The sequence below is a fragment of the Pseudomonas sp. NPDC088885 genome, assembly GCF_044750025.1.
GTDB classification, from domain to species: Bacteria; Pseudomonadota; Gammaproteobacteria; order Pseudomonadales; family Pseudomonadaceae; genus Aquipseudomonas; species Aquipseudomonas rustica.
The window spans coordinates 1-23,955 of sequence record NZ_JBIVJB010000076.1 but is presented as its reverse complement, the minus strand read 5'-3'; the positions used below and the strand labels follow the sequence as shown (position 1 = coordinate 23,955).

The 23,955-nt window shown below is 59.8% G+C and carries 23 protein-coding genes; 9 read left to right on the top strand and 14 right to left on the bottom strand.

The window, feature by feature from the left end:
- Positions 1 to 484: 484 nt before the first annotated feature.
- From ACIP1X_RS22265 to ACIP1X_RS22225, 9 genes are all read right to left on the bottom strand, one after another.
- The gene (locus tag ACIP1X_RS22265; RefSeq protein ID WP_400755127.1) at positions 485 to 1,228 is read right to left on the bottom strand and encodes a helix-turn-helix transcriptional regulator; all 744 of its coding nucleotides are present in this window, start codon (positions 1,226 to 1,228) and stop codon (positions 485 to 487) included.
- A 222-nt stretch (positions 1,229 to 1,450) separates the two neighbouring features.
- Positions 1,451 to 1,978, bottom strand: coding sequence for an inorganic diphosphatase (gene ppa, locus ACIP1X_RS22260; RefSeq protein ID WP_003205933.1), 528 nt, complete (start codon positions 1,976 to 1,978; stop codon positions 1,451 to 1,453).
- A 121-nt stretch (positions 1,979 to 2,099) separates the two neighbouring features.
- Positions 2,100 to 2,912 carry a zinc-dependent peptidase gene (locus tag ACIP1X_RS22255; RefSeq protein WP_400755125.1) on the bottom strand — a complete coding sequence of 271 codons (813 nt, stop codon included), beginning with the start codon at positions 2,910 to 2,912 and terminating at the stop codon, positions 2,100 to 2,102.
- Positions 2,913 to 2,915: 3 nt separating this feature from the next.
- Positions 2,916 to 3,566: a DedA family protein gene (locus tag ACIP1X_RS22250; RefSeq protein ID WP_053124211.1), complete on the bottom strand. Its 651-nt coding sequence runs from the start codon at positions 3,564 to 3,566 to the stop codon at positions 2,916 to 2,918.
- Between the two features lie 224 nt (positions 3,567 to 3,790).
- A complete protein-coding gene (locus ACIP1X_RS22245) occupies positions 3,791 to 4,252 on the bottom strand; it encodes an N-acetyltransferase (protein ID WP_003228592.1) in 462 nt (153 codons plus the stop codon).
- Between the two features lie 116 nt (positions 4,253 to 4,368).
- A complete protein-coding gene (gene eutC, locus ACIP1X_RS22240; RefSeq protein WP_400755123.1) occupies positions 4,369 to 5,202 on the bottom strand; it encodes an ethanolamine ammonia-lyase subunit EutC in 834 nt (277 codons plus the stop codon).
- On the bottom strand, positions 5,199 to 6,593 hold the full coding sequence (locus tag ACIP1X_RS22235) for an ethanolamine ammonia-lyase subunit EutB (protein ID WP_400755122.1): 1,395 nt from the start codon (positions 6,591 to 6,593) through the stop codon (positions 5,199 to 5,201). Before ACIP1X_RS22235 ends, eutC begins: the two co-directional genes overlap by 4 nt.
- Before the next feature lie 52 nt (positions 6,594 to 6,645).
- On the bottom strand, positions 6,646 to 8,097 hold the full coding sequence (eat, locus tag ACIP1X_RS22230) for an ethanolamine permease (RefSeq protein WP_282358882.1): 1,452 nt from the start codon (positions 8,095 to 8,097) through the stop codon (positions 6,646 to 6,648).
- 214 nt (positions 8,098 to 8,311) lie between these two features.
- Positions 8,312 to 9,832 (bottom strand): aldehyde dehydrogenase family protein, encoded by a 1,521-nt coding sequence (locus ACIP1X_RS22225; RefSeq protein ID WP_282358493.1) that lies wholly within the window; start codon positions 9,830 to 9,832, stop codon positions 8,312 to 8,314.
- Between the two features lie 380 nt (positions 9,833 to 10,212).
- On the opposite strand from ACIP1X_RS22225, the gene ACIP1X_RS22220 reads away from it, so the two are divergent.
- From ACIP1X_RS22220 to ACIP1X_RS22205, 4 genes are all read left to right on the top strand, one after another.
- Positions 10,213 to 12,126: a sigma-54-dependent Fis family transcriptional regulator gene (locus tag ACIP1X_RS22220; RefSeq protein WP_400755119.1), complete on the top strand. Its 1,914-nt coding sequence runs from the start codon at positions 10,213 to 10,215 to the stop codon at positions 12,124 to 12,126.
- A gap of 357 nt (positions 12,127 to 12,483) precedes the next feature.
- Complete coding sequence (gene mpl / locus ACIP1X_RS22215) at positions 12,484 to 13,833, top strand: UDP-N-acetylmuramate:L-alanyl-gamma-D-glutamyl-meso-diaminopimelate ligase (protein ID WP_008083666.1); 1,350 nt, start codon at positions 12,484 to 12,486, stop codon at positions 13,831 to 13,833.
- Entirely contained in the window at positions 13,830 to 14,477 is a 648-nt protein-coding gene (ubiX, locus tag ACIP1X_RS22210; RefSeq protein WP_053124202.1) for a flavin prenyltransferase UbiX, read from the top strand. Before mpl ends, ubiX begins: the two co-directional genes overlap by 4 nt.
- Positions 14,470 to 14,754, top strand: coding sequence for a YceK/YidQ family lipoprotein (locus tag ACIP1X_RS22205; protein WP_212550865.1), 285 nt, complete (start codon positions 14,470 to 14,472; stop codon positions 14,752 to 14,754). The genes ubiX and ACIP1X_RS22205 overlap by 8 nt, the downstream gene beginning before the upstream one ends.
- A gap of 127 nt (positions 14,755 to 14,881) precedes the next feature.
- Here the strand turns inward: ACIP1X_RS22205 and ACIP1X_RS22200 are convergent, their stop codons facing one another.
- The 3 genes from ACIP1X_RS22200 to ACIP1X_RS22190 all read right to left on the bottom strand — a co-directional run bounded on the left by ACIP1X_RS22200 (position 14,882) and on the right by ACIP1X_RS22190 (position 17,836).
- Positions 14,882 to 15,523: an oxidoreductase gene (locus ACIP1X_RS22200; RefSeq protein ID WP_053124198.1), complete on the bottom strand. Its 642-nt coding sequence runs from the start codon at positions 15,521 to 15,523 to the stop codon at positions 14,882 to 14,884.
- 27 nt (positions 15,524 to 15,550) lie between these two features.
- On the bottom strand, positions 15,551 to 17,278 hold the full coding sequence (locus ACIP1X_RS22195; protein WP_400755116.1) for a C13 family peptidase: 1,728 nt from the start codon (positions 17,276 to 17,278) through the stop codon (positions 15,551 to 15,553).
- A 102-nt stretch (positions 17,279 to 17,380) separates the two neighbouring features.
- Positions 17,381 to 17,836 carry a MaoC family dehydratase gene (locus tag ACIP1X_RS22190; RefSeq protein ID WP_400755114.1) on the bottom strand — a complete coding sequence of 152 codons (456 nt, stop codon included), beginning with the start codon at positions 17,834 to 17,836 and terminating at the stop codon, positions 17,381 to 17,383.
- A gap of 191 nt (positions 17,837 to 18,027) precedes the next feature.
- Here ACIP1X_RS22190 and ACIP1X_RS22185 point away from each other — a divergent pair, with 191 nt between their 5' ends.
- Genes ACIP1X_RS22185 through ACIP1X_RS22175 form a run of 3 tightly spaced genes read left to right on the top strand, consistent with a single transcriptional unit; the run spans position 18,028 to position 19,707 of the window.
- Positions 18,028 to 18,390, top strand: coding sequence for a CidA/LrgA family protein (locus ACIP1X_RS22185; protein WP_212545739.1), 363 nt, complete (start codon positions 18,028 to 18,030; stop codon positions 18,388 to 18,390).
- Complete coding sequence (locus ACIP1X_RS22180; RefSeq protein ID WP_159814964.1) at positions 18,390 to 19,106, top strand: LrgB family protein; 717 nt, start codon at positions 18,390 to 18,392, stop codon at positions 19,104 to 19,106. Before ACIP1X_RS22185 ends, ACIP1X_RS22180 begins: the two co-directional genes overlap by 1 nt.
- Before the next feature lie 10 nt (positions 19,107 to 19,116).
- Positions 19,117 to 19,707, top strand: coding sequence for an LON peptidase substrate-binding domain-containing protein (locus tag ACIP1X_RS22175; protein ID WP_053124190.1), 591 nt, complete (start codon positions 19,117 to 19,119; stop codon positions 19,705 to 19,707).
- A gap of 123 nt (positions 19,708 to 19,830) precedes the next feature.
- Here the strand turns inward: ACIP1X_RS22175 and ACIP1X_RS22170 are convergent, their stop codons facing one another.
- Positions 19,831 to 21,147, bottom strand: a complete 1,317-nt coding sequence (locus tag ACIP1X_RS22170) for a bifunctional DedA family/phosphatase PAP2 family protein (protein ID WP_400755112.1) — start codon at positions 21,145 to 21,147, stop codon at positions 19,831 to 19,833.
- A gap of 192 nt (positions 21,148 to 21,339) precedes the next feature.
- Positions 21,340 to 22,038: a DNA-3-methyladenine glycosylase gene (locus ACIP1X_RS22165; protein WP_159814962.1), complete on the bottom strand. Its 699-nt coding sequence runs from the start codon at positions 22,036 to 22,038 to the stop codon at positions 21,340 to 21,342.
- Between the two features lie 177 nt (positions 22,039 to 22,215).
- Between ACIP1X_RS22165 and ACIP1X_RS22160 the strand changes: the two genes are divergently transcribed.
- Together ACIP1X_RS22160 and nadD are read left to right on the top strand one after the other, a co-directional pair.
- Positions 22,216 to 23,487, top strand: coding sequence for a glutamate-5-semialdehyde dehydrogenase (locus ACIP1X_RS22160; RefSeq protein ID WP_400755110.1), 1,272 nt, complete (start codon positions 22,216 to 22,218; stop codon positions 23,485 to 23,487).
- A partial coding sequence (gene nadD, locus ACIP1X_RS22155; RefSeq protein WP_400755108.1) for a nicotinate-nucleotide adenylyltransferase occupies positions 23,456 to 23,955 on the top strand: 500 nt, incomplete at its 3' end. The genes ACIP1X_RS22160 and nadD, both read left to right, overlap by 32 nt.

Below are 23,955 nucleotides of genomic sequence, written 5' to 3'. Positions count from 1 at the left end.
GGGTTTCCCCATGTGAGAGTAGGTCATCGTCAAGATTAAATTCCGAAACCCCAATTGCGAAAGCAGTTGGGGTTTTGTTTTGCCCGCAGGAAAGTCACTGAAAGAGCTTTTAACAAGACAATGGACAGGCGCCAACCAGCACGCCGCAACCGGACAGGCCGAAGTGAGCTACCAGCTAGGGAATTAACAGGTGAGTGTCTTTCTGGCAGGCATTAAAAAGCCGGCTTGTGGCCGGCTTCTCGGGGACTGGCTTGGTTCATTTTTGGTAAACCGCGCCAGCCTTCAAAACGTACACCCGGATCTTGCGTCCGGCTGTGGGACTTGGTCAGAGGTTGGTCTGCCGCGTCGGGCGCTATCAGAACCGCAGGGCGGGTCGATGCGCAAATGTGGGGCGAAGGATACTGATTTTTACCGCAGATTCCCAGCCCGAAGTGCGGATTAGAGCTGTCAAAGCATCAGAAATAGCGTTGTGCACTGACGATCATTAGAGAAACGGCACCACCGGCCGACGCTTGCTCAGTGTCGACCACCAGAACACCCAGCCCAGAATATGAATCCGCTGCTCGTCCAGTTGCGCGGCACGGAAGATCTCGTCCGGGTACTCGGCACTGTTGTGGCTACGCAGGCGCAAGCCATTGCCCGGCATGCGATGCAGATACTTGATGCGCAACATCCCGTCGTGTTCGATCGCATAGATCTCACCATCGACGACCTGAGTCAGTCCTCGATCAATGGCAACGATAGATCCGTCTTCGATTCGCTCGGCCATGCTGTTGCCGATCATGCGTGCACAGATAGCGTCAGAGTGTTTTATTTCAAGTTGATCCAGCTGCGCGCGAAGCAGGCGGATGGATTGATCCGTATCTTCGATGACGTGTGTTTTGCCGGTATCGGTAAGAGGTTTCTCATTGAAAAACACCAGGTCGATGTCGTTGGGATCAATGACCGTATAGACGCCGCGCACAGATTGGGCGTCGAAGGTGTCGCCATTGCTGGCAGGGGCATGGAGATGCGGCGACTCCTTGTGGCCTTCGCCAGTCTTCAGCCATTCGCTGTTCACGGACAGCAGGCGTGAGACCTCTTCCATGCGATACGCCGGGACGCCCCGGGTGTACCAGTTGTGGACATTTTGGGCTTCCGTGCCCCAGAACTTTGCGAATCCCGTGGTGGAGATGTTCGCTGCTTCCAGGAGTGCCTTGAATCTTGGACCGCTCGTGTTCTTTCTCATAAACACGGAGTCTACGGCCGTGCCAGAGGGGTTTGAATAAACCGGGCGTTCAAAAGCAGGCTGAATTTTACGACGGGATGTAAGACGTTCTTGTGGGAAATTAAACAGGTCACAACAATATCAAGAGAGCGATAAACAGCCTGTTTAAGCGGCTGGCTCACGTCGATAAAAAAACCCCGGATATCCGGGGTTTTCTTCAAGCATCACGCGAGTCGAAGCGTCTTAGCCTTTGTAGGCTGCAACCGACTTGGTGATTGCTTCGCGGGCGGCGTCTGCACCAGCCCAGCCTTCGATCTTGACCCATTTGCCTTTTTCGAGATCTTTGTAGTTCGCGAAGAAGTGCTCGATCTGCTGGATCAGCAGAGGCGGCAGGTCGGTGTATTCCTTAACGTCCACGTACAGCTGGGACAGTTTGTCGTGTGGCACTGCGATGACTTTGGCATCGCCGCCGCCGTCGTCGGTCATGTTCAGGATGCCAACCGGACGTGCACGGATAACCGAGCCTGGCGCAACCGGGTAAGGGGTTACAACCAGCACGTCGAGGGGATCACCGTCGTCAGCCAGGGTGTTCGGGATGTAACCGTAGTTGGCCGGGTAGAACATTGGGGTGGCCATGAAACGGTCAACGAACAGGCAATCGCTGTCTTTGTCGATTTCGTATTTGATCGGCGCGTGGTTGGCCGGAATCTCGATCGCGACGTAGATGTCGTTCGGCAGGTCTTTGCCAGCCGGAATCTTGCTGTAGCTCATTGGGCGTTGCCCCCGTAGTTGACCAAAAACACTTGGCCGGATTGACCAAAAAGTGGCGGCGATTATAGGCATATTCTGCCGTCGACGCCATTCACCGAAAGTCCTGAAGGTCGTGCAGACCTTAGTCGTGAGCCTGATAGACCGGGTCGCTGGCCTGAAGTTGCCGCAACCTGCTCAATGGATCCTGACGATAGAAAAGTCGCAACTGCTCATAGACCTGTGGATAAGTCTCATGGAGCAGATCGGGTGCGCTGAAGAAGTACTCACTGGTGACGGCAAAGAACTCTGCCGGATTCTCAGCCGCGTAAGGATCGATCGCGCTCTCGGCGTCGGGATTACGCTCTAGCTGACCATCAAGATCATCGTAGGCGGCCTGCATCACCTCGGCCCAGTCGCTGACGCGCATGTCCGCGTGCAGCGGTGGCAGGCCATTGGCATCGCCATTGAGCATGTCGAGTTTGTGCGCCAGCTCGTGGATCACCAGGTTGTAACCTTCCCAGCCACCACTGGCCATCACCCCAGGCCAAGCGAGAATAATCGGCCCCTGCTGCCAGGCTTCGCCGCTGTGTTCGCCATCCCATTCGTGCTCGACGCCGCTGGCATCGCGGTGTCGTTGCGGGCTGACAAAGTCATCGGGATAAAGGACGATTTCGTGGAAGCCCTGATACCAGTTCAGATCACCGAGATTGAGCAGCGGCAATTGCGCCTGCGCGGCAAGCAGCAGGCGTTGTTCCTGATGCAGTTCGACGCCGGGCAGGGCGGTCAGGTGTTTTTCTTCGAGGAACAAGACGCAGGCTTCGCGCAGCCACTGATCTTCGGCAGCAGTGATGCCGTCAAGAAAACTCAGGTGATGCCGCACCCGTTGCCACATGTCGTCGGCAATCGGGTGCTTGGCGAGGATGCGTCGACGCCGCCAGGCGCTTAGCGACCACATCGCTTAGTGCGATTGGGCTTTAGTGCCGCCAAAACGGCTGCGCACCACGCCGATGATCATCGGAATGAGAGACAGCAAGATGATCGCAACAACCAGCAACGACAGGTTCTTCTTGATGAACGGAACGTTGCCGAAGAAGTAGCCCAGCGTCACGAGGCCGCCCACCCAGAGGATCGTGCCCAGAACACTGAAACCGAAGAAGCGCGGATACGGCATACGCGCAACGCCTGCCACGAACGGAGCGAAGGTACGGATGATCGGCAGAAAGCGCGCCAGTGTTACGGTTTTGCCGCCGTGCTTGTCGTAGAAGTCATGGGTCTTTTGCAGATAGTCACGACGGAAGATTTTCGAGTTCGGATTGCTGAACAGCTTCTCGCCGGCCGTTCGTCCGATCACGTAATTGGTGCTGTCGCCGAGTATCGCCGCGAGCATCAGCAAACCGCCCAGCAGTACTGGATCCATGCCGCCGCCAGCCGCCACGGCACCGGCGATGAACAGCAGTGAATCACCCGGCAGGAATGGCATCACCACCAGACCGGTTTCGCAGAAAATCACCAGAAACAGGATGGCGTAGATCCACGGCCCGTAGTTGTTAACCAGCAAATCGAGATAAACGTCGAGATGCAGGATCAGGTCGAGCGGGTTGAAATCCATGGAGGCACCTGTATGGCGGCCCGACTCGGCAGGCCTGTGCGGATAACTTCGTGTAAGCCTACAGCGAGGTGTAGTTTTTCTTACAAGCTGGGAAGCTCGAGATTATACGGGCTGAATGATGAAACGCGCGTGGCTTTTGTAGCGAGGGATGTCGGTGTGTGAGTAATTGTCAGGGAGTGGATCGCAGCCCCGTAGGAGCTGCCGAAGGCTGCGATCTTTTGACTTCAGAGCTCGTCGCTGATCGGCAACACGTAGTTCTTGAACTCGGTGTCTTCCTTGAACCCAATCGATTCGTAGGTTTTCTGCGCCACTTCGTTGTTGCTGCTGGTGGACACACGCATACGCACAGCCTGGGTTTCCTTGGCCATCTTCTTCGCGGTGCGGATCAGGTTGTCGGCGACCAGTTGGCGGCGCGCGTCTTCGGCGACGTAGATGTCGTTGAGGATCCACACGCGCTTGAGCGACAGCGATGAAAAGCTCGGATAGAGCTGACAGAAACCCATGAGCTTCTTGTCGTCATCATCGGCCAGCGCCAGATAAATCACCGATTCCTTGCGGCGCAGGCGTTTTTCGAGAAAGGCGCGGGACGAGTCGGGATAAGGCAGGGAGCCGTAAAACTCGCGGTATTTGACGAACAACGGCGTGAGCAAATCGAGGTGTTCAAGGGTCGCTTGGATAATCCGCATGTCAGGTCTCGTCCTTCAAGTGGCTGTCTTCACGTGTTGTGACGGCGACGGTAAACCCTAGCGGCCGTGCATCGATCCTGCCTCAAACAGGATCAGAAACGCAATGCAGAAACGGTTCAGTTTGGCGGCGGATCCAGTAGGAAGTTTCCTTTCATGTCCTGATCAGCATCCGACGCCAGCGTCTGAACTTGTGCTTCATCCTTCAGATTGACCCCCGACAGCTGCCGCCGGCACGCCTCGCGCATCAGGTACAGCAAGCGATGCGCCGCCATGCCGTAGCTCAAACCCTCCAGCCGGACATTGGAAATGCAGTTGCGATAGGCATCGGTCAGGCCGACTTTTGGGTTGTAGGTGAAATACAGCCCCAAGCTGTCCGGCGAACTGAGCCCCGGCCGCTCACCAATCAGCATCACCACCATTTTCGCGCCGAGCAATTGCCCGATTTCATCGCCGATGGCGACGCGGCCCTGTTCCACCAATACCACCGGGGCGATAGACCAGCCATCGCCGCTCATTTGTTCTTCCAGCCGGGTGAGAAACGGTAGCGTGTGGCGATGCACTGCCAGTGCCGACAAGCCATCCGCGACGACAATCACCAGATCGACCCCGCCGGGGTGCGCGGCCAAGTAGTCGCGAAGACTTTGCGCCGAGTCATCGCTGAGTTTGCGTCCCAGATCCGGGCGTTGCAGGTAGCTGTTGCGATCCAGCGCCGCACTGTGAAGCAGCAAACTCTCACGCCCTCGTTCACTTAATTGCGCACTGAGCCCCGCGTGATCAAACGGCAAATGCACCGCATCTCGCGCCTGAGCGTGAGCAAACTGAAAATTCAGTTGCGCGCTGGTCGGCAGACTGGTGCCGGTGCGGCCAAGGGCAATCCGCGCCGGGGTCAGGCGGCGCAGTTCCAGCCAAGGGTTTTGCGGATCGACGGGCGGTTTATCCATGCGACTCATCCCAGTTGCGCCAGCGCTTGGCGGAAGGCCGGCGGCAGGTTGTTACCGAAGCGAACCTTGCCGTCCGCCTGCGTGAAGATGCCCATGTTCGCCAACCATTGTTCAAATTCCGGGGCTGGTTTCAGGCCTAGTGTCTGGCGAGCGTAGAGCGCGTCATGAAACGAAGTGGTCTGGTAATTGAGCATGATGTCGTCGGAGCCAGGAATGCCCATGATGAAGTTGATCCCGGCGACACCGAGCAGAGTCAGCAGGGTGTCCATGTCGTCCTGATCGGCTTCGGCGTGGTTGGTGTAGCAGATGTCGCAACCCATCGGCACGCCGAGCAGCTTGCCGCAGAAGTGGTCTTCGAGGCCGGCGCGGATGATCTGTTTGCCGTTGTAGAGGTATTCCGGGCCGATAAATCCTACGACGGTGTTCACCAGAAACGGTTTGAAATGCCGTGCCACGGCATAGGCTCGGGTCTCGCAGGTCTGTTGATCGACACCGTGATGAGCGTTGGCCGACAGCGCGCTGCCCTGACCGGTTTCGAAATACATCAGGTTTTGCCCGAGGGTGCCGCGATTAAGGCTCAGGCCGGCGTCATAACCCTCCTGCAAGACATTCAGATTGATACCGAAACTGGCGTTGGCCGCTTCGGTGCCGGCAATCGACTGGAACACCAGATCCAGCGGCACGCCCCGGTTTATCGCCTCGATCGAGGTGGTGACGTGGGTGAGCACGCAGGCTTGAGTCGGAATGTCGTAGCGCTGGATGATCGCGTCGAGCATATCCAGCATCGCGCAAATCGAGGCAATGCTATCGGTGGCCGGGTTGATGCCGATCATCGCGTCGCCGTTGCCGTAGAGCAGACCGTCGAGAATGCTCGCGGCGATGCCGGAGGGTTCGTCGGTCGGGTGGTTCGGTTGCAGACGCGTAGACAGGCGCCCGCGCAGGCCGAGAGTGCCGCGAAATTTCGTCACCACGCGGATCTTCTGCGCGACCAATACCAAATCCTGCACGCGCATGATTTTCGACACGGCGGCGACCATTTCCGGCGTCAGGCCGGGGGCGAGGTTGCGCAGGCTGGTTTCATCGGCGGCGTCGCTGAGCAACCAGTCGCGGAAACCGCCGACGGTGAGGTGGCTGACCACGGCGAAGGCCTGTTTGTCGTGGGTGTCGATGATCAGTCGGGTGACTTCATCGGATTCGTAGGGGATCAGCGCTTCTTGCAGGAAATGCGTGAGCGGGATGTCGGCCAGCGCCATTTGTGCTGCTACGCGTTCGCCATCATTGAGCGCGGCGACACCGGCGAGGAAATCCCCGGAGCGCGCCGGGCTGGCCTTGGCCATGACGTCCTTGAGGCTGTCGAAGCGATAGGTCTGGGCGCCGACGGTGTGAGCGAAACTGGCCATACACAATTCTCCGTGACGGCGCAGACCGGGTCTGCACCGTGATTGTCTGCCGTCAGTGCAAGGCTTTCTCAGCCTTCTGGATCGCCGCGAATTCTTCTTCCGGCGTGCCTGCTACCAAGTGATGCCGACTGTAGAGTGCAAAGTAAGCAATTAACACTCCATAGATGACGGCGGCACCGATGACCACCCGAGGATCGACCAGAAAGCCCGCCACTACGGCGATGCACGCGAGCACTAAAGCGACGCCGGAAGTGAAGATGCCGCCCGGGGTGCGATACGGCCGATCCATTTTGGGGCGGCGAATGCGCAGGGTGATGTGTGCAGCCATCATCAGCACGTAGGAGATGGTCGCGCCGAACACCGCCACCAGAATCAGCAAGTCGCCCTGGCCGGTGAGCGACAGGCCGAAACCGATAATGCCGGGAATCACCAGTGCCAGCACCGGAGCCTTGCTTTTATTGGTCTCGGACAGTTTGCGTGGAAGGTAACCGGCGCGGGACAGCGCGAAAATCTGCCGCGAATACGCGTAGATGATCGAGAAGAAACTGGCAATCAGCCCGGCCAGTCCCACGAGGTTGACGAAGCTGCCCATCCAGGTGGAGCCGCCATAAGCCTTGCTCAACGCTTCGACCAACGGGTTTCCCGAAGTCAGCAAGGAGTTGGCGCCCGCACCGCCGGGACCGACGATCAGAATCAGCAACGCGAACATCAGCAGCACCAGCATCGCGCCGATCAGGCCACGCGGCAGGTCACGCTTGGGGTTCTTGGTTTCCTCGGCGGCCAGCGGCACGCCTTCAACGGCCAGGAAGAACCAGATCGCGTAGGGAATCGCTGCCCAGACGCCTACGTAGCCGAATGGCAGGAATGGGCTGGCGCCTGCGGCCTCGGTCACGGGGATATCGAGCAGGTTGGCAATGTCGAAGTGCGGCACCATCGCCACCAGAAATACCCCCAGCGCAATCGCGGCGATAGCTGTGATGACGAACATCAGCTTGAGCGCTTCGCCGACCCCGAAAATATGGATGGCAATGAAAATGATGTAGAAGGCCAGATAGATCATCCAGCCGCCGATGCCAAATAAAGATTCGCAGTAGGCGCCGATGAATACTGCAATGGCCGCCGGGGCAATGGCGTATTCGATGAGAATCGCGGTGCCGGTGAGAAATCCTCCCCACGGTCCGAATGCGCTGCGGGCAAAACCGTAGCCACCGCCGGCGGTGGGGATCATTGAAGACAGTTCGGCGAGAGAAAAACACATGCACAGGTACATGGTGGCCATCAGCAGTGTCGCTAGGAACATGCCGCCCCAGCCACCCTGTGCCAAGCCGAAGTTCCAGCCGGCATAGTCGCCGGAAATCACGTAGGCAACGCCCAGACCCACCAGCAGAACCCAGCCGGCGGCGCCTTTTTTCAGTTCACGTTGTTGAAAGTAATCAGAGCCGACTTTTTCAAAGTCGACGGAGGCACCGGACGCCGGAGCGCCAGTGGGGGATTCGCTAGGCATAGGGTTCACCTTTCTTATTGTTGTATTGGCCCGGGTGTTCCGTCAGGAAACATCGGGTTGAATGACACACCGCTTTCGCGAGCAGGCTCGCTCCCACATTGGATTTGTGTCGGGTCGGATATTGCAGGCGCACGCAATTCCCTGTGGGAGCGAGCCTGCTCGCGAAAGCTGTCTGAGGGGCGATGCAGAAACGACTGCCTCGCCCCCCATCCACTTAGAAGAAACCCAACGGATTGATGTCGTAGCTCACCAGCAGGTTTTTCGTTTGCTGATAGTGATCGAGCATCATCTTGTGCGTCTCACGCCCCACGCCGGACTTCTTGTACCCGCCAAACGCGGCATGCGCCGGATACAGGTGGTAGCAATTGGTCCACACACGACCAGCCTTGATCGCGCGGCCCATGCGGTAGGCGCGGTTGATGTCGCGAGTCCACAGACCGGCGCCGAGGCCGAACTCGGTGTCGTTGGCGATCGCCAGCGCTTCGGCTTCGTCCTTGAACGTCGTGATGCTCACCACCGGGCCGAAGATCTCTTCCTGGAACACGCGCATCTTGTTGGTGCCCTTGAGCAGGGTCGGCTGGATGTAATAGCCGGTCGACAGATTGCCCTCGAGTTTTTCCACCTTGCCGCCGGTCAACAGCTCGGCGCCTTCGCCCTTGGCGATTTCCAGGTACGAAAGAATCTTGTCGAATTGTTGCTCAGAGGCCTGCGCGCCGACCATGGTGTCGGTGTCCAGCGGATCGCCACGTTTGATTTGCAGGACTTTTTTCATCACGACGGCCATGAACTCGTCGTAGATCGATTCCTGTACCAGTGCGCGCGATGGGCAGGTGCAGACTTCGCCCTGGTTGAAGAACGCCAGTACCAGACCTTCAGCGGCTTTCTCAATGAACGTCGGCTCGGCCTGCATGATGTCTTCGAAGAAGATGTTCGGCGATTTGCCACCGAGTTCCACGGTCGACGGAATGATGTTCTCGGCCGCGCATTTCATGATGTGCGAGCCAACCGGGGTCGAGCCGGTGAAGGCAATCTTGGCGATGCGTTTGCTGGTGGCCAGTGCTTCGCCGGCCTCTTTGCCATAGCCCTGAACAATGTTCAGTACGCCCGGCGGCAGCAGATCGCCGATCAGTTCCAGCAACACGGTGATGCCGAGCGGGGTTTGCTCGGCAGGCTTGAGTACCACGCAGTTACCGGCGGCCAGCGCTGGCGCGAGTTTCCACGCGGCCATCAGGATCGGGAAGTTCCACGGGATGATCTGCCCGACCACGCCCAGCGGTTCATGAATGTGATACGCCACAGTGTTGCCGTCGATTTCGGCAGCACTGCCTTCCTGGGCGCGCAGGCAGCCAGCGAAGTAGCGGAAATGGTCGGCGGCCAGCGGGATGTCGGCGTTCAGGGTTTCGCGGATGGCTTTGCCGTTGTCCCAGGTTTCGGTGATCGCCAGCAGTTCGAGGTTCTGTTCGATGCGGTCGGCGATTTTCAGCAGGATCAGCGAGCGTGCCTGCACGGAAGTGGAACCCCAGGCATCGGCTGCGGCGTGAGCGGCGTCCAGTGCCTTGTCGATGTCTTCGGCAGTGGAGCGCGGGAATTCGGCAATCGGTTGGCCATTCACTGGCGAGGTGTTGGTGAAGTACTGACCTTTGACAGGCGCGACAAACTCGCCGCCGATGTAGTTACCGTACTTGGCTTTGAACGAAACTTTGGCGCCTTCAGTACCGGGGTGAGCGTAACGCATGATGATGTTCTCCTTGGCTTTGTACTTATTAGAGAAACGCGCAAGTGCGCTTGCTATAAGCGTAGAGCAAGGGTCGGGCCACTGCCGCGCGGAGCCGTGAAATCAAGGGGTTGGCGGGTTTTTGTCGGACGAGCGGAATGGCGCTGTGACGGTATCGGTACAGGCGGGGTGACAGTTTGTACCGCTTTTGGCACAGCCTGTGACCGGGCAGTCTTGCCAGCATTGCAATGGTGCGTGAGCTGGAGGATGCTCAACCCACAGCAACCCCTGTAGGAGCTGCCGAAGGCTGCGATCTTTTGATTTTGCTTTTTTGCAGATCAAGATCAAAAGATCGCAGCCTTCGGCAGCTCCTACACGGGGAATATGGAGAACAATAAGAAATGCACGACAACCATTTGAGTCGCCATGCCCAGCAGGTTCTCACCGTCAGTCAGGGCAAACCGCATCTGCACGGGCCCGGAGCTGATCCGTCGATTGCCCGGTCGTGGCTGCGCTGTCTTGAGGACTATCACCTCGACCCGGCGCTAAGCATCGCGCCGACCGTGCTCGAACATGGCCGAGTCCTCGAAAGCCGTGAACGTCTGCAGCAAGTCCTGCAAATCGCCGGCAATGAAATGAGCAGCCTGCATCAACAGCTTTCCGGCGCCGGCCATGCGGTGTTGCTGACCGACGCGCGCGGGGTGATCCTCAATTGCGTCACCGCACCCGCTGAACGGAAGATTTTCGAACGCGCCGGTCTCTGGCTCGGTGCCGATTGGAGTGAGGCTTGCGAGGGCACCAACGGCATCGGCACCTGCCTGGTCGAGCGTCAGGCGCTGACCATTCATCAGGATGAACACTTTCGCGGTCGCCACACCGGCCTGACCTGTTCGGCGAGCCCGGTGTTTGATCCGCATGGCGAACTGCTGGCGGTGCTCGACGTGTCCTCGGCCCGTCACGATGTCTCGCGGCAGAGCCAGTTCCACACCATGGCGCTGGTCAATCTGTCGGCGAAGATGATTGAGAGCTGCTACTTCCTGCGCTGCTTTGATAACCAATGGTTGCTGCGTTTCCACTTGCAGGCCGAGTCCGTCGGGCTGTTCAGCGAAGGTTTGCTGGCGTTTGACGGCGAAGGGCGGATCAGCGCGGTTAATCAGAGTGCGCTGAACCTGCTCGGGCATATTCGCGGCGGGCTATTGGGGAAACCGGTCGAGGCGTTTTTCGATTGTTCGCTGGATGAGTTGCTCGGCCGCGCCAGCGCGAATGCCAGCGCCAGTTGGCCGCTGCGCACCCGTGACGGGCGCCATCTGTTTGCTGTGTTGCGCGGTGAGTCGCGCAAACCTGCACCGCTCATGCCGCTGGCAAAAATCATCGAAGCGCCGCGCCTGTCCGGGATCTGTCTGGGTGACGCCGCGCTGCAAGCGGATTTCCGCAAAGCACTGCGCGTGTTCGAGCGGGATGTGCCGCTGCTGATCAATGGCGAAACCGGCTCGGGTAAAGAGGCGTTCGCCAAAGCTGTGCACCAGGCCAGTCAGCGCTCGGACAAAGCCTTTGTCGCGCTCAACTGTGCGGCGATCCCTGAAAGTCTGATTGAAAGCGAGCTGTTCGGTTATCGCGGCGGCAGTTTCACCGGCGCCCGCAAGGACGGTATGCGCGGCAAGTTGCAGCAGGCCGATGGCGGCACGTTGTTCCTCGATGAGATTGGCGATATGCCGCTGGCTTTGCAGACGCGATTGTTGCGGGTGCTGGAGGATCGGCAGGTGGTGCCGATCGGTGGCGAACCGGAATCGGTCAACGTGCGCATCATCAGCGCGACGCACCGCAATTTGTTGGCGCGGGTTGAGGACGGCAGTTTTCGCGAGGATTTGTATTACCGCTTGAACGGGCTGGAAGTGGCGCTGCCGGCGCTGCGTGAACGCAGTGATAAATCGCAGCTGCTGGATTTTCTGCTGGCCGAAGAGGCGGGCGGCGAAACGATCCTGATCGAAGAGCCGGCGCGACAGGCGTTGCTGGCGTTCAACTGGCCGGGGAACGTACGGCAGTTGCGTAATGTGCTGCGCACGTTGGCGGCGTTGTGTGATGAGGGGCGGATTGGGCTGGAAGATTTGCCGGTGATGATTCGGCAGGTGCGGGTGGCGGTTTTGCAACCTGATGTATCTGAGCATCCATTGGAAGATGCTGAGCGAGTTGCGCTGCTTAAAACGCTGGAGCAGACGCGCTGGCATATGACGCATACGGCTGAGCAGTTGGGGGTTAGCCGTAATACGCTTTACAGAAAGCTGCGTAAACATGGGATTGATCGGCGGGTCAGTTAGAGCCCTCACCCTAGCCCTCTCCCAGAGGGAGAGGGGACTGACCGAGGTGTTCTGGCGATTTACGCCGAGCTGAATTATCCAGCCGAACTCTGGATTTGAAAGCAACACAGATCGGCTCCCTCTCCCTCGGGAGAGGGGACTGACCGAGGTGTTCTGGCGATTTGTGTCGACCTGCATTATCCAGCCGAACTCTGGATTTGAAAGCAACCGAGATCGGCTCCCTCTCCCTCGGGAGAGGGCTGGGGCGAGGGGCGACAATCCACAGCCGAACACAAATGCCATTCCCGACCCATCACCTAAAGAGTGCGAATTCCCCCTCCCTACGCTAACCTGCGGCCATGTTTTACGAGGTCGACTATGCACATTCATATTCTGGGTATCTGCGGGACTTTCATGGGCTCGATGGCGGTGCTGGCCAAAGAGCTGGGCCATCACGTGACCGGCTCCGACGCCAACGTCTATCCGCCGATGAGCACGCAGCTTGAAGCCCAAGGCATTCAACTGACGCAAGGTTACGACCCGGCGCAACTCGATCCGGCACCGGATCTGGTGGTTATCGGCAATGCCATGTCGCGCGGTAATCCGGCGGTGGAATATGTGCTGAACAAAGGCCTGCCGTACGTTTCCGGCCCGCAGTGGCTGGCTGATCACGTGCTGCAGGGTCGCTGGGTGCTGGCGGTTGCCGGCACTCACGGCAAAACCACCACCAGCAGCATGCTCGCCTGGGTGCTGGAACACGCCGGTATGAGCCCGGGTTTCCTCATCGGTGGTGTGCCGCAGAATTTCTCGGTATCGGCACGACTGGGCGGTACGCCGTTCTTCGTGATCGAGGCCGACGAATACGACAGCGCGTTCTTCGACAAGCGCTCGAAGTTCGTTCACTACCGTCCGCGCACCGCGATCCTCAATAACCTTGAGTTCGATCACGCCGACATCTTCCCGGATCTGCCGGCGATCGAGCGGCAATTCCATCACTTGGTGCGCACCATTCCGAGCGAAGGCCTGGTCATTCATCCGACCACCGAGCCTGCCTTGCAGCGGGTAATCGAAATGGGTTGCTGGACGCCGGTGCAGACCACCGGTGCTGGCGGGCAGTGGCAGGTCAAACTGTTGAGCGAAGACGGTTCGGCATTTGAGGTGATGTTTGAAGGCGTGTCGCAAGGCACTGTCGAATGGGAGCTGACCGGCCAGCACAACGTTGCCAACGCCTTGGCGGCTTTGGCAGCGGCGCGGCATGTTGGCGTGGTGCCATCGATGGGCATCGCCGGTTTGAGCGCGTTCAAGAACGTTAAGCGTCGCATGGAGAAAGTCGCCGAAGTGCGCGGCATCACCATTTACGATGACTTCGCTCACCACCCGACGGCCATCGCTACGACCCTCGACGGCCTGCGCAAACGCATCGGCGATGCTCCACTGATCGCGATCATCGAACCGCGCTCCAACTCGATGAAGCTCGGCGCCCACCGTGACGGCTTGCCGGCCAGCGTGGTCGATGCCGACCAAGTGATCTGGTACGCCCCGGCCAACCTCGGCTGGGATCTGGCTGGCACCGCTGCGTTGTGCACCGTGCCGTCGATTGTCAGCGATTCGCTGGAAGGCATCATCGAACGCGTGAAGAGCCAGGCTCAGCCCGGCACGCACGTGGTGATCATGAGCAACGGCGGCTTCGGCGGCCTGCACGGCAAACTCGCCGAGGCGCTGCAATGAACACTTTTTCGCAGGGCAACGGCCCGGAGCGCATCACGCTGGCGATGACCGGCGCCTCGGGCGCGCAGTACGGTTTGCGCCTGCTCGATTGTCTGGTGCGCGAAGATCGCGAAGTGCACTTTTTGATCTCCAAGGCTGCGCAACTGGTCATGGCCACCGAGACTGATGTCACGCTGCCGCCGAAACCGCAGATGATGCAGGCGTTCCTCACCGAATACACCGGGGCGGCCGCCGGGCAGATCCGCGTGTACGGCAAGGAAGACTGGATGTCGCCGGTGGCTTCGGGCTCTGGCGCACCGGCGGCGATGGTCGTGGTGCCGTGCTCGACGGGCACGTTGTCGGCGATTGCCACGGGCGCCTGCAACAATTTGATCGAACGCGCTGCGGATGTGACGTTGAAGGAGCGTCGCCAGTTGATTCTGGTGCCGCGTGAAGCGCCGTATTCGAGCATTCATCTGGAGCACATGCTCAAGCTGTCGAACATGGGCGTGACCATTCTGCCGGCGTCGCCGGGTTTTTATCACCAGCCGCAGACGATTGATGATTTGATCGATTTCGTTGTGGCGCGGATTCTCAATCTGCTCGGTATTCCGCAGGACATGCTGCCGCGTTGGGGTGAGCATCATTTGAGCAGCGATGAATAAGCTGCTGACGATTTTGCTGGCGCTGCAACTGGCCGGGTGCGCTACGGCGCGCACGCTGGATGCGGCGAAACCGGGCGCGCCGGTGGTGTACTCCGGGACGCGGCTGGATTTGTACGCGATGAATGGCGGGTGCTGCGCGATGGATCGGTTCGGGGCTGAAGCGCCGAGCTATCCGGGTGTGGATCTGCCGGGGAGTGCGTTGCTCGATACGCTGTTGTTGCCGTTGTCATTGCTGACGGTGATCGGCGTTAGTTTTCAGGCGACTGGCGGATTGTAGTTAGACAGATCGTTCCCACGCTCCGCGTGGTAACGCCTCCGGTGACGCTCTGCGTCACGCTTTGGGACGCAGAGCGTCCGTGGCTGCATTCCCACGCAGAGCGTGGGAACGATCATGCGGCGGAAGATTATTTGCCGAGCTTGCGCAAATCATCCGACTCAATCACCCGAACCCCATCCTGTTCTTCCAACGCCAATCGCCACATCGCCCGCGCCAGTTGGCACGCTTCGATGCCGCGATATTTACCCGGAATCAGCTTCGACAACGGCCCGGCCAATTGCTCGGCCAGACGCGGCTCCGTGCGTTCGCCCAACAACAGCGAAGGCCGGCAAATGGTCAGTTGCGGCCAGTCCTGTGCACGTAAGGCCTGCTCCATTTCTCCTTTGACGCGGTTATAGAACACCGATGACTTCGGATCCGCGCCGATCGCGCTGATCACGATCAGATGCCGCGCGCCCATCTCCCGCGCGCGCTTGGCAAACGCCACGACCATGTCCAGATCGACCGCGCGAAACGCCGCTTCGGAGCCTGCCTGTTTGATCGTGGTGCCGAGGCAGCAATAGGCGATATCGACGCGGCCGCTGAGTTGCGGCAGAAACGCCTGTGGATCGCCGACCGGGTTTTCCAGGTGCGGATGTTCCGCCAATGGCCGACGCGACGGGGCGAGCACGCGAGAAATCGTTGGCTCGTTGAGCAAACGGTCGAGTAGATGTTCACCGGTCAAACCGGTGGCTCCGGCAAGCAATACGTGCTGAGGCGTCAAGTACATAGTGTCTCTCCCTTGATACTGTTCAGCTTAGTTGCTCTTTGTCGCTCCGTCGTTCAATGCAGCACTTTGCAAAGCTTTTCTTGCTTGTTGTTTGCGCAGCGTTTGCCAGTGCGACAGCACGGTTTTCGGCGCCCAGATCTGCGGCTCCGAGGCTTCGAAATTGTCCGCCAGTTCACGTTCGGCGACGGTGGCCTTGGCCAGTTTGAAGGCTTGCTCCAGATCATCGGTCTGGTTCAGTGCCTGGGCGAACAGTGCATCGCCGAAGTAGGTGAAGTTGGCCTCTTCCGAGCAACCGAAGGACACCCGATCGGCGCGCGAGGCGGTCATGATCAGCGTGCGTTCGTCTTTCAGCGCCGGGATGAAACCGCCGGAGTAGCACGAGGAAATCACGATGATTTTGTCGCGGTTTTTCAGCGGCGCGAGCACAGCGGCGAGTTCGTCAGCGGGCAGGTCGGCCAGTTCCATGCGCGGTTGATCGAGCACCAGTTCATGTTCGGCGGTGCCGTGGCTGGTCAGGTAGATAAACAGCAAATCTTCCGGGCCAGTACGGTCAGCGAGGGTTTGCGCAGCGCGGCGCAGGTTTTCGCGGGTAGCCATCGGTCGGTCGGCGAGGTGGTCGCGATGGTTGACCAGACGGATCTGGCCATAAGCACCGAAGCGCGTGCGGAGCATATTGGCGACGAAGTCCGATTCGCGCAGGAACACGCTTTGCTTGCCGTCGCCGCCAAGAGTCAGGGTGTACAACTCGACCGCTGGCGTCGACGCCGGGATGGCGGCCAACGCTTCATCGAGCAAACGGCCCTGAGCGAGCAAACCGAGTTCGAGGGTGTCGGGCAGCAACTTGCCATCGGCGTCACGCACGCGCTGGCCGTTGATCCAGGTGCCGCTCATGACGCTGCCATCGGTCAGCACCAACGTGCCGCGCCCTGCGTAGCTGTCGTTGTCGAAACCGCCGATGTAGAAACTGCCATCAGACAGATTCAAACGGCCCGGCCCGCTGAAGCGCCAATCGCTGAACGAGCCGATGTAATGGCTGCCGTCGGCGCCGATCAGTTCGCCCTTGCCGGTCAGCGCGCCTTCTTTGAACTGGCCGAGCCAGACATCGCCGTCAGCGTTTTCGTAGCGGCCCTTGCCGTGCAATTGATTGTTCTTGAAGCCGCCGACGTAGATGTCACCGTCAGCGCTGTTGAAAGTGCCGTTGCCTTCCAGCTGACCGTTGACGAAATGCCCGCTGAACGTGTTGCCGCTGGAGTCGCCGCGCTGGCCTTCGCCGTTGGGTTTGCCGTGGGCGAACTGGCCTTGATAGGAGCTGCCGTCGTCCATTTCCAGACGACCGAGCCCGGAATACTGGTCAGCCTTGAACTCGCCACGGTAGGTCATGGCGTTTTCTTTCAACGTGCCTTCGCCATCGCGTCGGCCTTGTTTGAAGCCGCCAATGTAGCTGCTGGCGTTGGTGGTCAGGCTGCCCTGACCGTCGAACAAGCCTTGCTGGAACTGGCCGCGATAGACCTCGCCATTGCTGCCGTGCCATTCGCCCTGACCATGCCACTGACCTTTGTCGAATTGCCCGGCGTACCAACTGCCATTGGGATAATCGACGCGCCCCTGACCTTGCAGCAAGCCATCGACCAGTTCGCCACGATAGCGTCCGCCGTCCGGCAGACGCGCATCCGGGGGCAACAGCGATTCGCCGTCGCCGCACGCGGTGAGCATCAGGGTCAAGGCAATGGGTGCGAGGGAAGCGAGTGAGCGCATAGCGGGATCCGGGCAATTAGGCGACCGAGTATGCCGCAGCTATGCGTCGCATATATAGAGACGTGACGCGAAACAGCGTGCGCTGCTTCGCATCCGGAACGCTTAGACGAAGCAGAGCGACAGTGGCTCAGCGATATAGGCCGGTTTGTCCGAGCCTTCTATCTCCAGTGTTGCCGTTGCTTTGAGCAGCCATTGGCCGGGTTTTTTCTCGGTCACTTCGCCCAGATCGACCTTGAGACGAACTTTCGAATTGACCTTCACTGGCTGGATGAAACGCACGCTGTCCAGACCGTAGTTGACGACCATCTTCACGCCTTGCGGCAGGACGAGGATGTCTTCCATCAATTTCGGGATCAGCGACAACGACAGGAAACCGTGGGCAATGGTGCTGCCAAATGGCGTTTGCGCGGCTTTGACCGGGTCGACGTGAATGAACTGAAAATCCCCGGTGGCTTCGGCGAACAGGTTGATGCGCTCCTGATCGATGGTGAGCCTTTCGGAACGTCCGAGTTCCTTGCCGACATAATCTTTGAGCTCTGCAACTGGAACGTAGGGCATTGAGACTCTCCTTGGGTTCATCGGTTTTATAGTTTTTCAGGTGGGGGATTTGACCGCCCTGCGAACCACTGTAGATCAACATGGCAATTTGCTGCGGTCAACTGACCATGCTTTTGGCGAATGCCGATCCATAGCGCAGGCGTGCTTATAATGCCGGCGATGAACGGGAGAGAGACGGGGAGAGAAGTCGGATGTTGTTACGTGGCCTGACCATGCTGGTGCTGTTTCAATTGCTCGGCACGGCACTCAATCATTTGCTGTTGCCGGTGCTGCCGGGGCCGATTATCGGCCTGCTGCTGTTGCTGATCTTCCTGATCATTCGCGGTGAAGTCGGCGAACCGCTGAACCTCGCGGCCGGCAGTCTGCTGCGTTATCTGCCGTTGCTGCTGGTGCCGCCAGCGGTGGGGGTGATGGTGTATGCGAGCGACATTGCCGCTGATTTTTGGGCAATCGCCGGTGCGCTGGTGTTGTCGCTGGTCTTGTCGATGGCCTTCGCCGGTGTGCTGATGCAGCGCATGGTCAAGCGTCACGCGCCGCCGTCGGAGGAGTCCTGATGCTCTTCGATTGGCAAGGTGCCTGGGCCTCGGTAATCCATCATCCATTGTTCGGCATCGGCATCACCCTCGGCGCCTATCAACTGGTGCTGGCGGCGTTCGAGAAAACCCGCTGGATCTTTCTGCAACCGGTGCTGGTCTCCATGCTGTTGGTGATCGGCGTATTGCTCGGCTGCGGCCTGACCTACGCCGAGTACCGCAAGAGCACCGAGATCCTCAGCATTCTGCTCGGCCCGGCGACCGTGGCACTGGCGGTGCCGCTGTATCTCAACCTGCGGCGCATTCGCCAATTGTTCTGGCCGATTTTTACTACGCTGGTGATAGGCGGGGTGGTCGCTACGGGGATGGGCGTGCTGCTGGGTTGGTGGTTCGGTGCTGAGCACATGATCTTGATGACCATGGCGCCGAAGTCGGTAACCTCGCCGATCGCCATGCTGGTCGCCGAACAGATCGGCGGCGTCGCGGCGCTGGCGGCGGTGTTTGTGTTGATCACCGGGGTGATCGGCGCGATTTTCGGCCCGGCGCTGTTGACCCGTCTGGGCGTGCACAGTCCCGAGGCGCGCGGCATGGCGCTGGGCATGACCGCCCACGCGGTCGGCACCTCGGTGGCGTTGCAGGAAAGTGATGAGTGCGGCGCGTTTGCGGCGCTGGCGATGAGTCTGATGGGCGTGGCCACGGCGGTGTTCCTGCCGTTGGCGGTGTCGATGGTGGTTTAAGGAAATGTCTATGAGTCTGCCGCTTTTCCCGCTGAACACAGTGCTGTTTCCCGGCTGCAACCTCGACTTGCAGATCTTCGAGGCGCGCTACCTCGATATGATCGGCCGCTGCATGAAGCAGGGCGGCGGTTTCGGCGTGGTGTGCATTCTGCAGGGCAGCGAAGTCGGGCTGGCGCCGGAGGGCTATGCGCTGGTCGGTTGCGAGGCGCGCATTACCGATTTCCAGCAACAGGACAACGGCTTGCTGGGGATTCGCGTGCAGGGCGGGCGGCGTTTCAACGTGTTGCGCACTGAAGTGCAGCGCGATCAGTTGATTCTTGCCGACGTCGAATGGCTCGACGATGAACCCGAGCAACCGCTGCAGGACGAGGACGCCGATCTGGTCGCGCTGCTCAAAGCGCTGGCCGAACACCCGATGGTCGAAGCGCTGAACATGGGCACTGACGCGCTCGGTCAGCAGTCGTTGGCCAATCAGCTGGCGTATCTGCTGCCGTTCGCCGAAGAAGACAAGATCGATCTGCTGCAACTCGACGATCCGCAGCAGCGACTGGATGCGATCCAGGCGCTGCTTGACGAATTGCAGGGTGAGTTGTTTGCCTGACCCATCGCAAAAGATCGCAGCCTGCGGCAGCTCCTACACGGTTTGATTCCACATGCGCGCGATGTATCGGGCGTGAAATGAAATCCCATGTAGGAGCTGCCGAAGGCTGCGATCTTTTTATCTTCAATACGCGTAACGCAACATCGTGTTCGGCAAATGCCTAAACACAAACAAACTGAACAACACCAGCAACGCCGGCAAAATCAGCCACCAGACCTTGAACGGCATGGCATTCAGCGGCTCTTTGCGCTGGCTCAACCACAACCCCGCCGCACACACGCACGCCGCGAGCATCGCGCCGGCGAGAATGTCCGTCGGCCAATGCGCCCCCAGATACACCCGCGACAAGGCAATCGACAGGGCCGGAATGCAACCGACAAAGAGCCAGGTCAGGCGCATGCGTGGCGGTTGGCCGCGACCAGCCAACACCGCGAGCACCAGAAACAGAGCGAACGACCCCGACGCGTGGCCGCTCGGCATGCTGTAACTGGTCAGCGGATCACTCAGTACTTCCGGGCGCACCCGCGCGAAAAACATCTTGGTGCCGGTATTGAGCATCGCTGTGCAGAGCAACACGCCGCCGGCAAAGATTGCCTGGCGCCATTGCCGGCACAGCAGCAACAGGCCGGTGAGCAGGGCGCTGAACATCAGCATGTTGCGGAATTCGCCGATCAGGGTGAACGTCACCGCGATCTCATCGAGCAGCGGCTGACGATGTTCCTGCACCAGTGTCATCACGCCTTGGTCGAGCGCCGTCAGGTACGGGTAACCAATGAACAGGCCAATCAGAATCAACAGGCTCATGCTGCTGATCCAGATCGTCGCGCGACGATGGCGGCGCAGGCTGCTGTTGACGCTGAGGCCGACCATGACCGCAATGCTCGCGGCGACAATCCCGGCCTGTAGCCAGAAACCTTCCGGCAGCGGCAGACGAATCGCCGCGCCAGTGGCCCAGCCTGGCAGCAGATAGGCGACGCTCCAGCCGGCGGCGGCCAGCAGACTGACGGCGGCAAAACGCGGGAACGGCATGTCGCACATGCCGGCGACCATTGGCAGCATTGGTCGCAACGGGCCGATAAAACGACCGACCAGCAAACTGGCGATGCCGTAACGCTGGAAATAGCTTTCTGCGCCGGCCATCCATTCCGGGTGGTGGCGCAAGCCCGGCAGACGACGGATGTTCTGGTGGAAGTGGCGACCGAGGAAATAAGAAATCGCATCGCCGAGAATTCCGCCGAGGAAACCCAGCAACAGCGTTTCGCTCAACGACAGCGCACCGCTGCCGGCCAACACGGCCACGGCAAACAACAACACCGTGCCCGGCACGATCAATCCGGCGATCGCCAGGCATTCCACGCAGGCAACAATGAACACCGCTACGGCCAGCCACTGCGGATTGGCCGCCAGCCAACCGGTCACGCTATCGAGCCATGGGCCCATAAAACCACTCCATCAAAACTTCAATTGATCCCAAAGGATGCAGGCAATCTTCAACAGCACTCAGTTCCCCTGTGGGAGCGGGCTTGCTCGCGAATGCGCTGGGTCATTCAACTTATGCGTTTCTGACACGGCCCCTTCGCGAGCAAGCCCGCTCCCACATGGGGATTCATTTATTTCAAAATTTGTGTCATTTCACGGCAGCAAAAAATAATCCCGGCCTTCGACCTGACCGCGGCGCAGCGGGTTCCGCGTGCACCATTGCGCATAAGCGGCGTCGACGAAGCGGTACATCAGGTGTTCGTCACGGCCATGGGGGATGCCCAGTCGCGTGGTTTGAATGATCTGCGACGGCGCCGGGCCGGTGTCTTCGACCAGAATCAGCTCATGATCGAATCGCTTGGCGTCCCACATCGGCACCTTCAACCCCAGCGCCTTGCACAGCAGCGTCTGTCCGGCACAGAGTTTCTGCGACGGTCGCGCACGCCCTTGAGCGTCAGGATTGTTCAACAGCATCTGCGCCAGACTCGCCGGCCCGCTGACTTCATCGACCCACGGATAGGCCGATTTGATCAGCACCGCATTGCCCGGCCCTTGCGCGCTGAAGTTGAGCGAATCACCGCCACGGGCGTAATACATATAGATGTGTCCGCCATCCAGAAACAAAGCCTTACGCTTTTCCGTGTAGCCCAGCGAGGCATGGCTGCCTTTTTCCGCGCAGTAATAGGCTTCGGTTTCGATGATTCGCGCGCTCAGCCACAGACCGCCCACGCGATGGCGAATGACTTTGCCGAGCAGATCCTTGGCGAGGACTTGTGCGTCACGGTCGAAAAAAGCGTCGGCAAGCCCCGCAGGCTGGCGCTCGGCGCTGGCGCGAACAGTCAGGTTGGACATGGCAAGCGATGTTTATCCGGGCTGATGAGGTCGTGATGATAACAATTCAATGCTTAATTACGGCTGAACGTCGGCAAATTGCAGTCCATTTCGACCATCCGCCTGTCACCGCTGTTAGTCCCGGGACGCGACAGCTATAATCTGCCGCTTTCCTCTTTGCCAAGACCCCAGCAGACCATGACTGAGTCCGTTCTTGACTACATGACCCGATTGGGTCGCGCCGCCCGCGAAGCTTCCCGGGTCATCGGCCGTGCCAGCACCGCGCAGAAAAACCGCGCCCTGCAGGCTGCTGCCAATGCCTTGGACGCCGCTCGCGCCGAGCTTGCTGCAGCCAATGAACAGGATCTGGCCGCCGGTCGCGCCAATGGTCTGGAACCGGCACTGCTGGAGCGCCTGGAACTGACCCCGGCGCGCATCGACGGCATGATCGTCGGTCTGCGTCAGGTGGCTGCGCTGCCGGATCCGGTCGGCGCGATCCGTGACATGAGTTTCCGTCCGTCGGGCATTCAAGTCGGCAAGATGCGCGTGCCGCTGGGCGTGATCGGGATCATCTACGAGTCCCGGCCGAACGTGACCATCGATGCCGCCAGTCTGTGCCTGAAGTCCGGGAATGCGACGATTCTGCGTGGTGGCTCCGAAGCGATTCACTCCAACCGGGCGATTGCCGCGTGCATTCAGCGCGGTCTTGCCGAGGCCGAACTGCCCGCCGCCGTGGTGCAAGTGGTCGAAACCACCGACCGTGCCGCCGTTGGCGCGATGATCACCATGCCTGAGTACGTCGACGTGATCGTGCCGCGCGGTGGCCGTGGCCTGATCGAACGCATCAGCCGCGATGCCCGTGTGCCGGTGATCAAACACCTGGACGGCATCTGCCATGTTTACGTGAGTGCCCACGCCGATCTGGCGAAAGCCCAGCGCATTGCCTTCAACGCCAAGACTTATCGTTACGGTATTTGCGGTGCGATGGAGACGTTGCTGGTCGATCACACTGTTGCCAAGGATTTCCTGCCGGCGATGGCCGCCCAGTTCCGCGAAAAAGGCGTCGAACTGCGTGGCTGCGAGCGCGCCCGGGCAATCATCGAAGCGGTCGCGGCCAGCGAAGAAGACTGGAACACTGAATATCTGGCGCCGATTTTGTCGATCCGCGTGGTCGACGGGCTGGATCAGGCAATTGAACATATCAACCATTACGGCTCGCATCACACCGACTCGATCGTCAGCGAAAACCTCGCCGACACCCGTCGGTTTGTGGCGGAAGTCGACTCGGCGTCGGTGATGATCAACACCCCGACGTGCTTCGCCGATGGATTTGAATACGGATTGGGTGCCGAGATCGGCATTTCTACTGATAAGCTGCACGCCCGCGGCCCGGTGGGCCTCGAAGGACTGACCTGCGAGAAGTACATCGTGGTCGGTGATGGCCAGTTGCGCGGCCAGGCGACGGTCTGACTTGACCGACCTCGACCTGACCACGGTGCCCGCCGGCAAAGACGTTCGACCTCAACGCATTGGCGTTCTGGGCGGCACGTTCGACCCGGTGCACATCGGCCATTTGCGCGGTGGGCTGGAAGTCGCCGAAGCGCTGGCGCTCGACGAGTTGCGCTTGATGCCGAACGCGCGGCCACCGCATCGCGGCATGCCGCAGGTGTCGGCGCAGGATCGGCTGGCGATGGTTGAATGCGCAGTGGCCGGCGTGCCGCCACTGGTGGTGGACGCCCGTGAGTTACAGCGGGACAAGCCGTCCTGGACTATTGATACCCTGGAGTTGATGCGCGCCGAAATGCCCGCCGAGACCCAGGTTTTTCTGCTTTTGGGCTGGGACGCATTTTGCGGCCTGCCCACTTGGCATCGCTGGGAAGAGTTGCTCCAGCATTGCCACATCCTGGTGCTACAGCGCCCGGACGCCGACAGCGAACC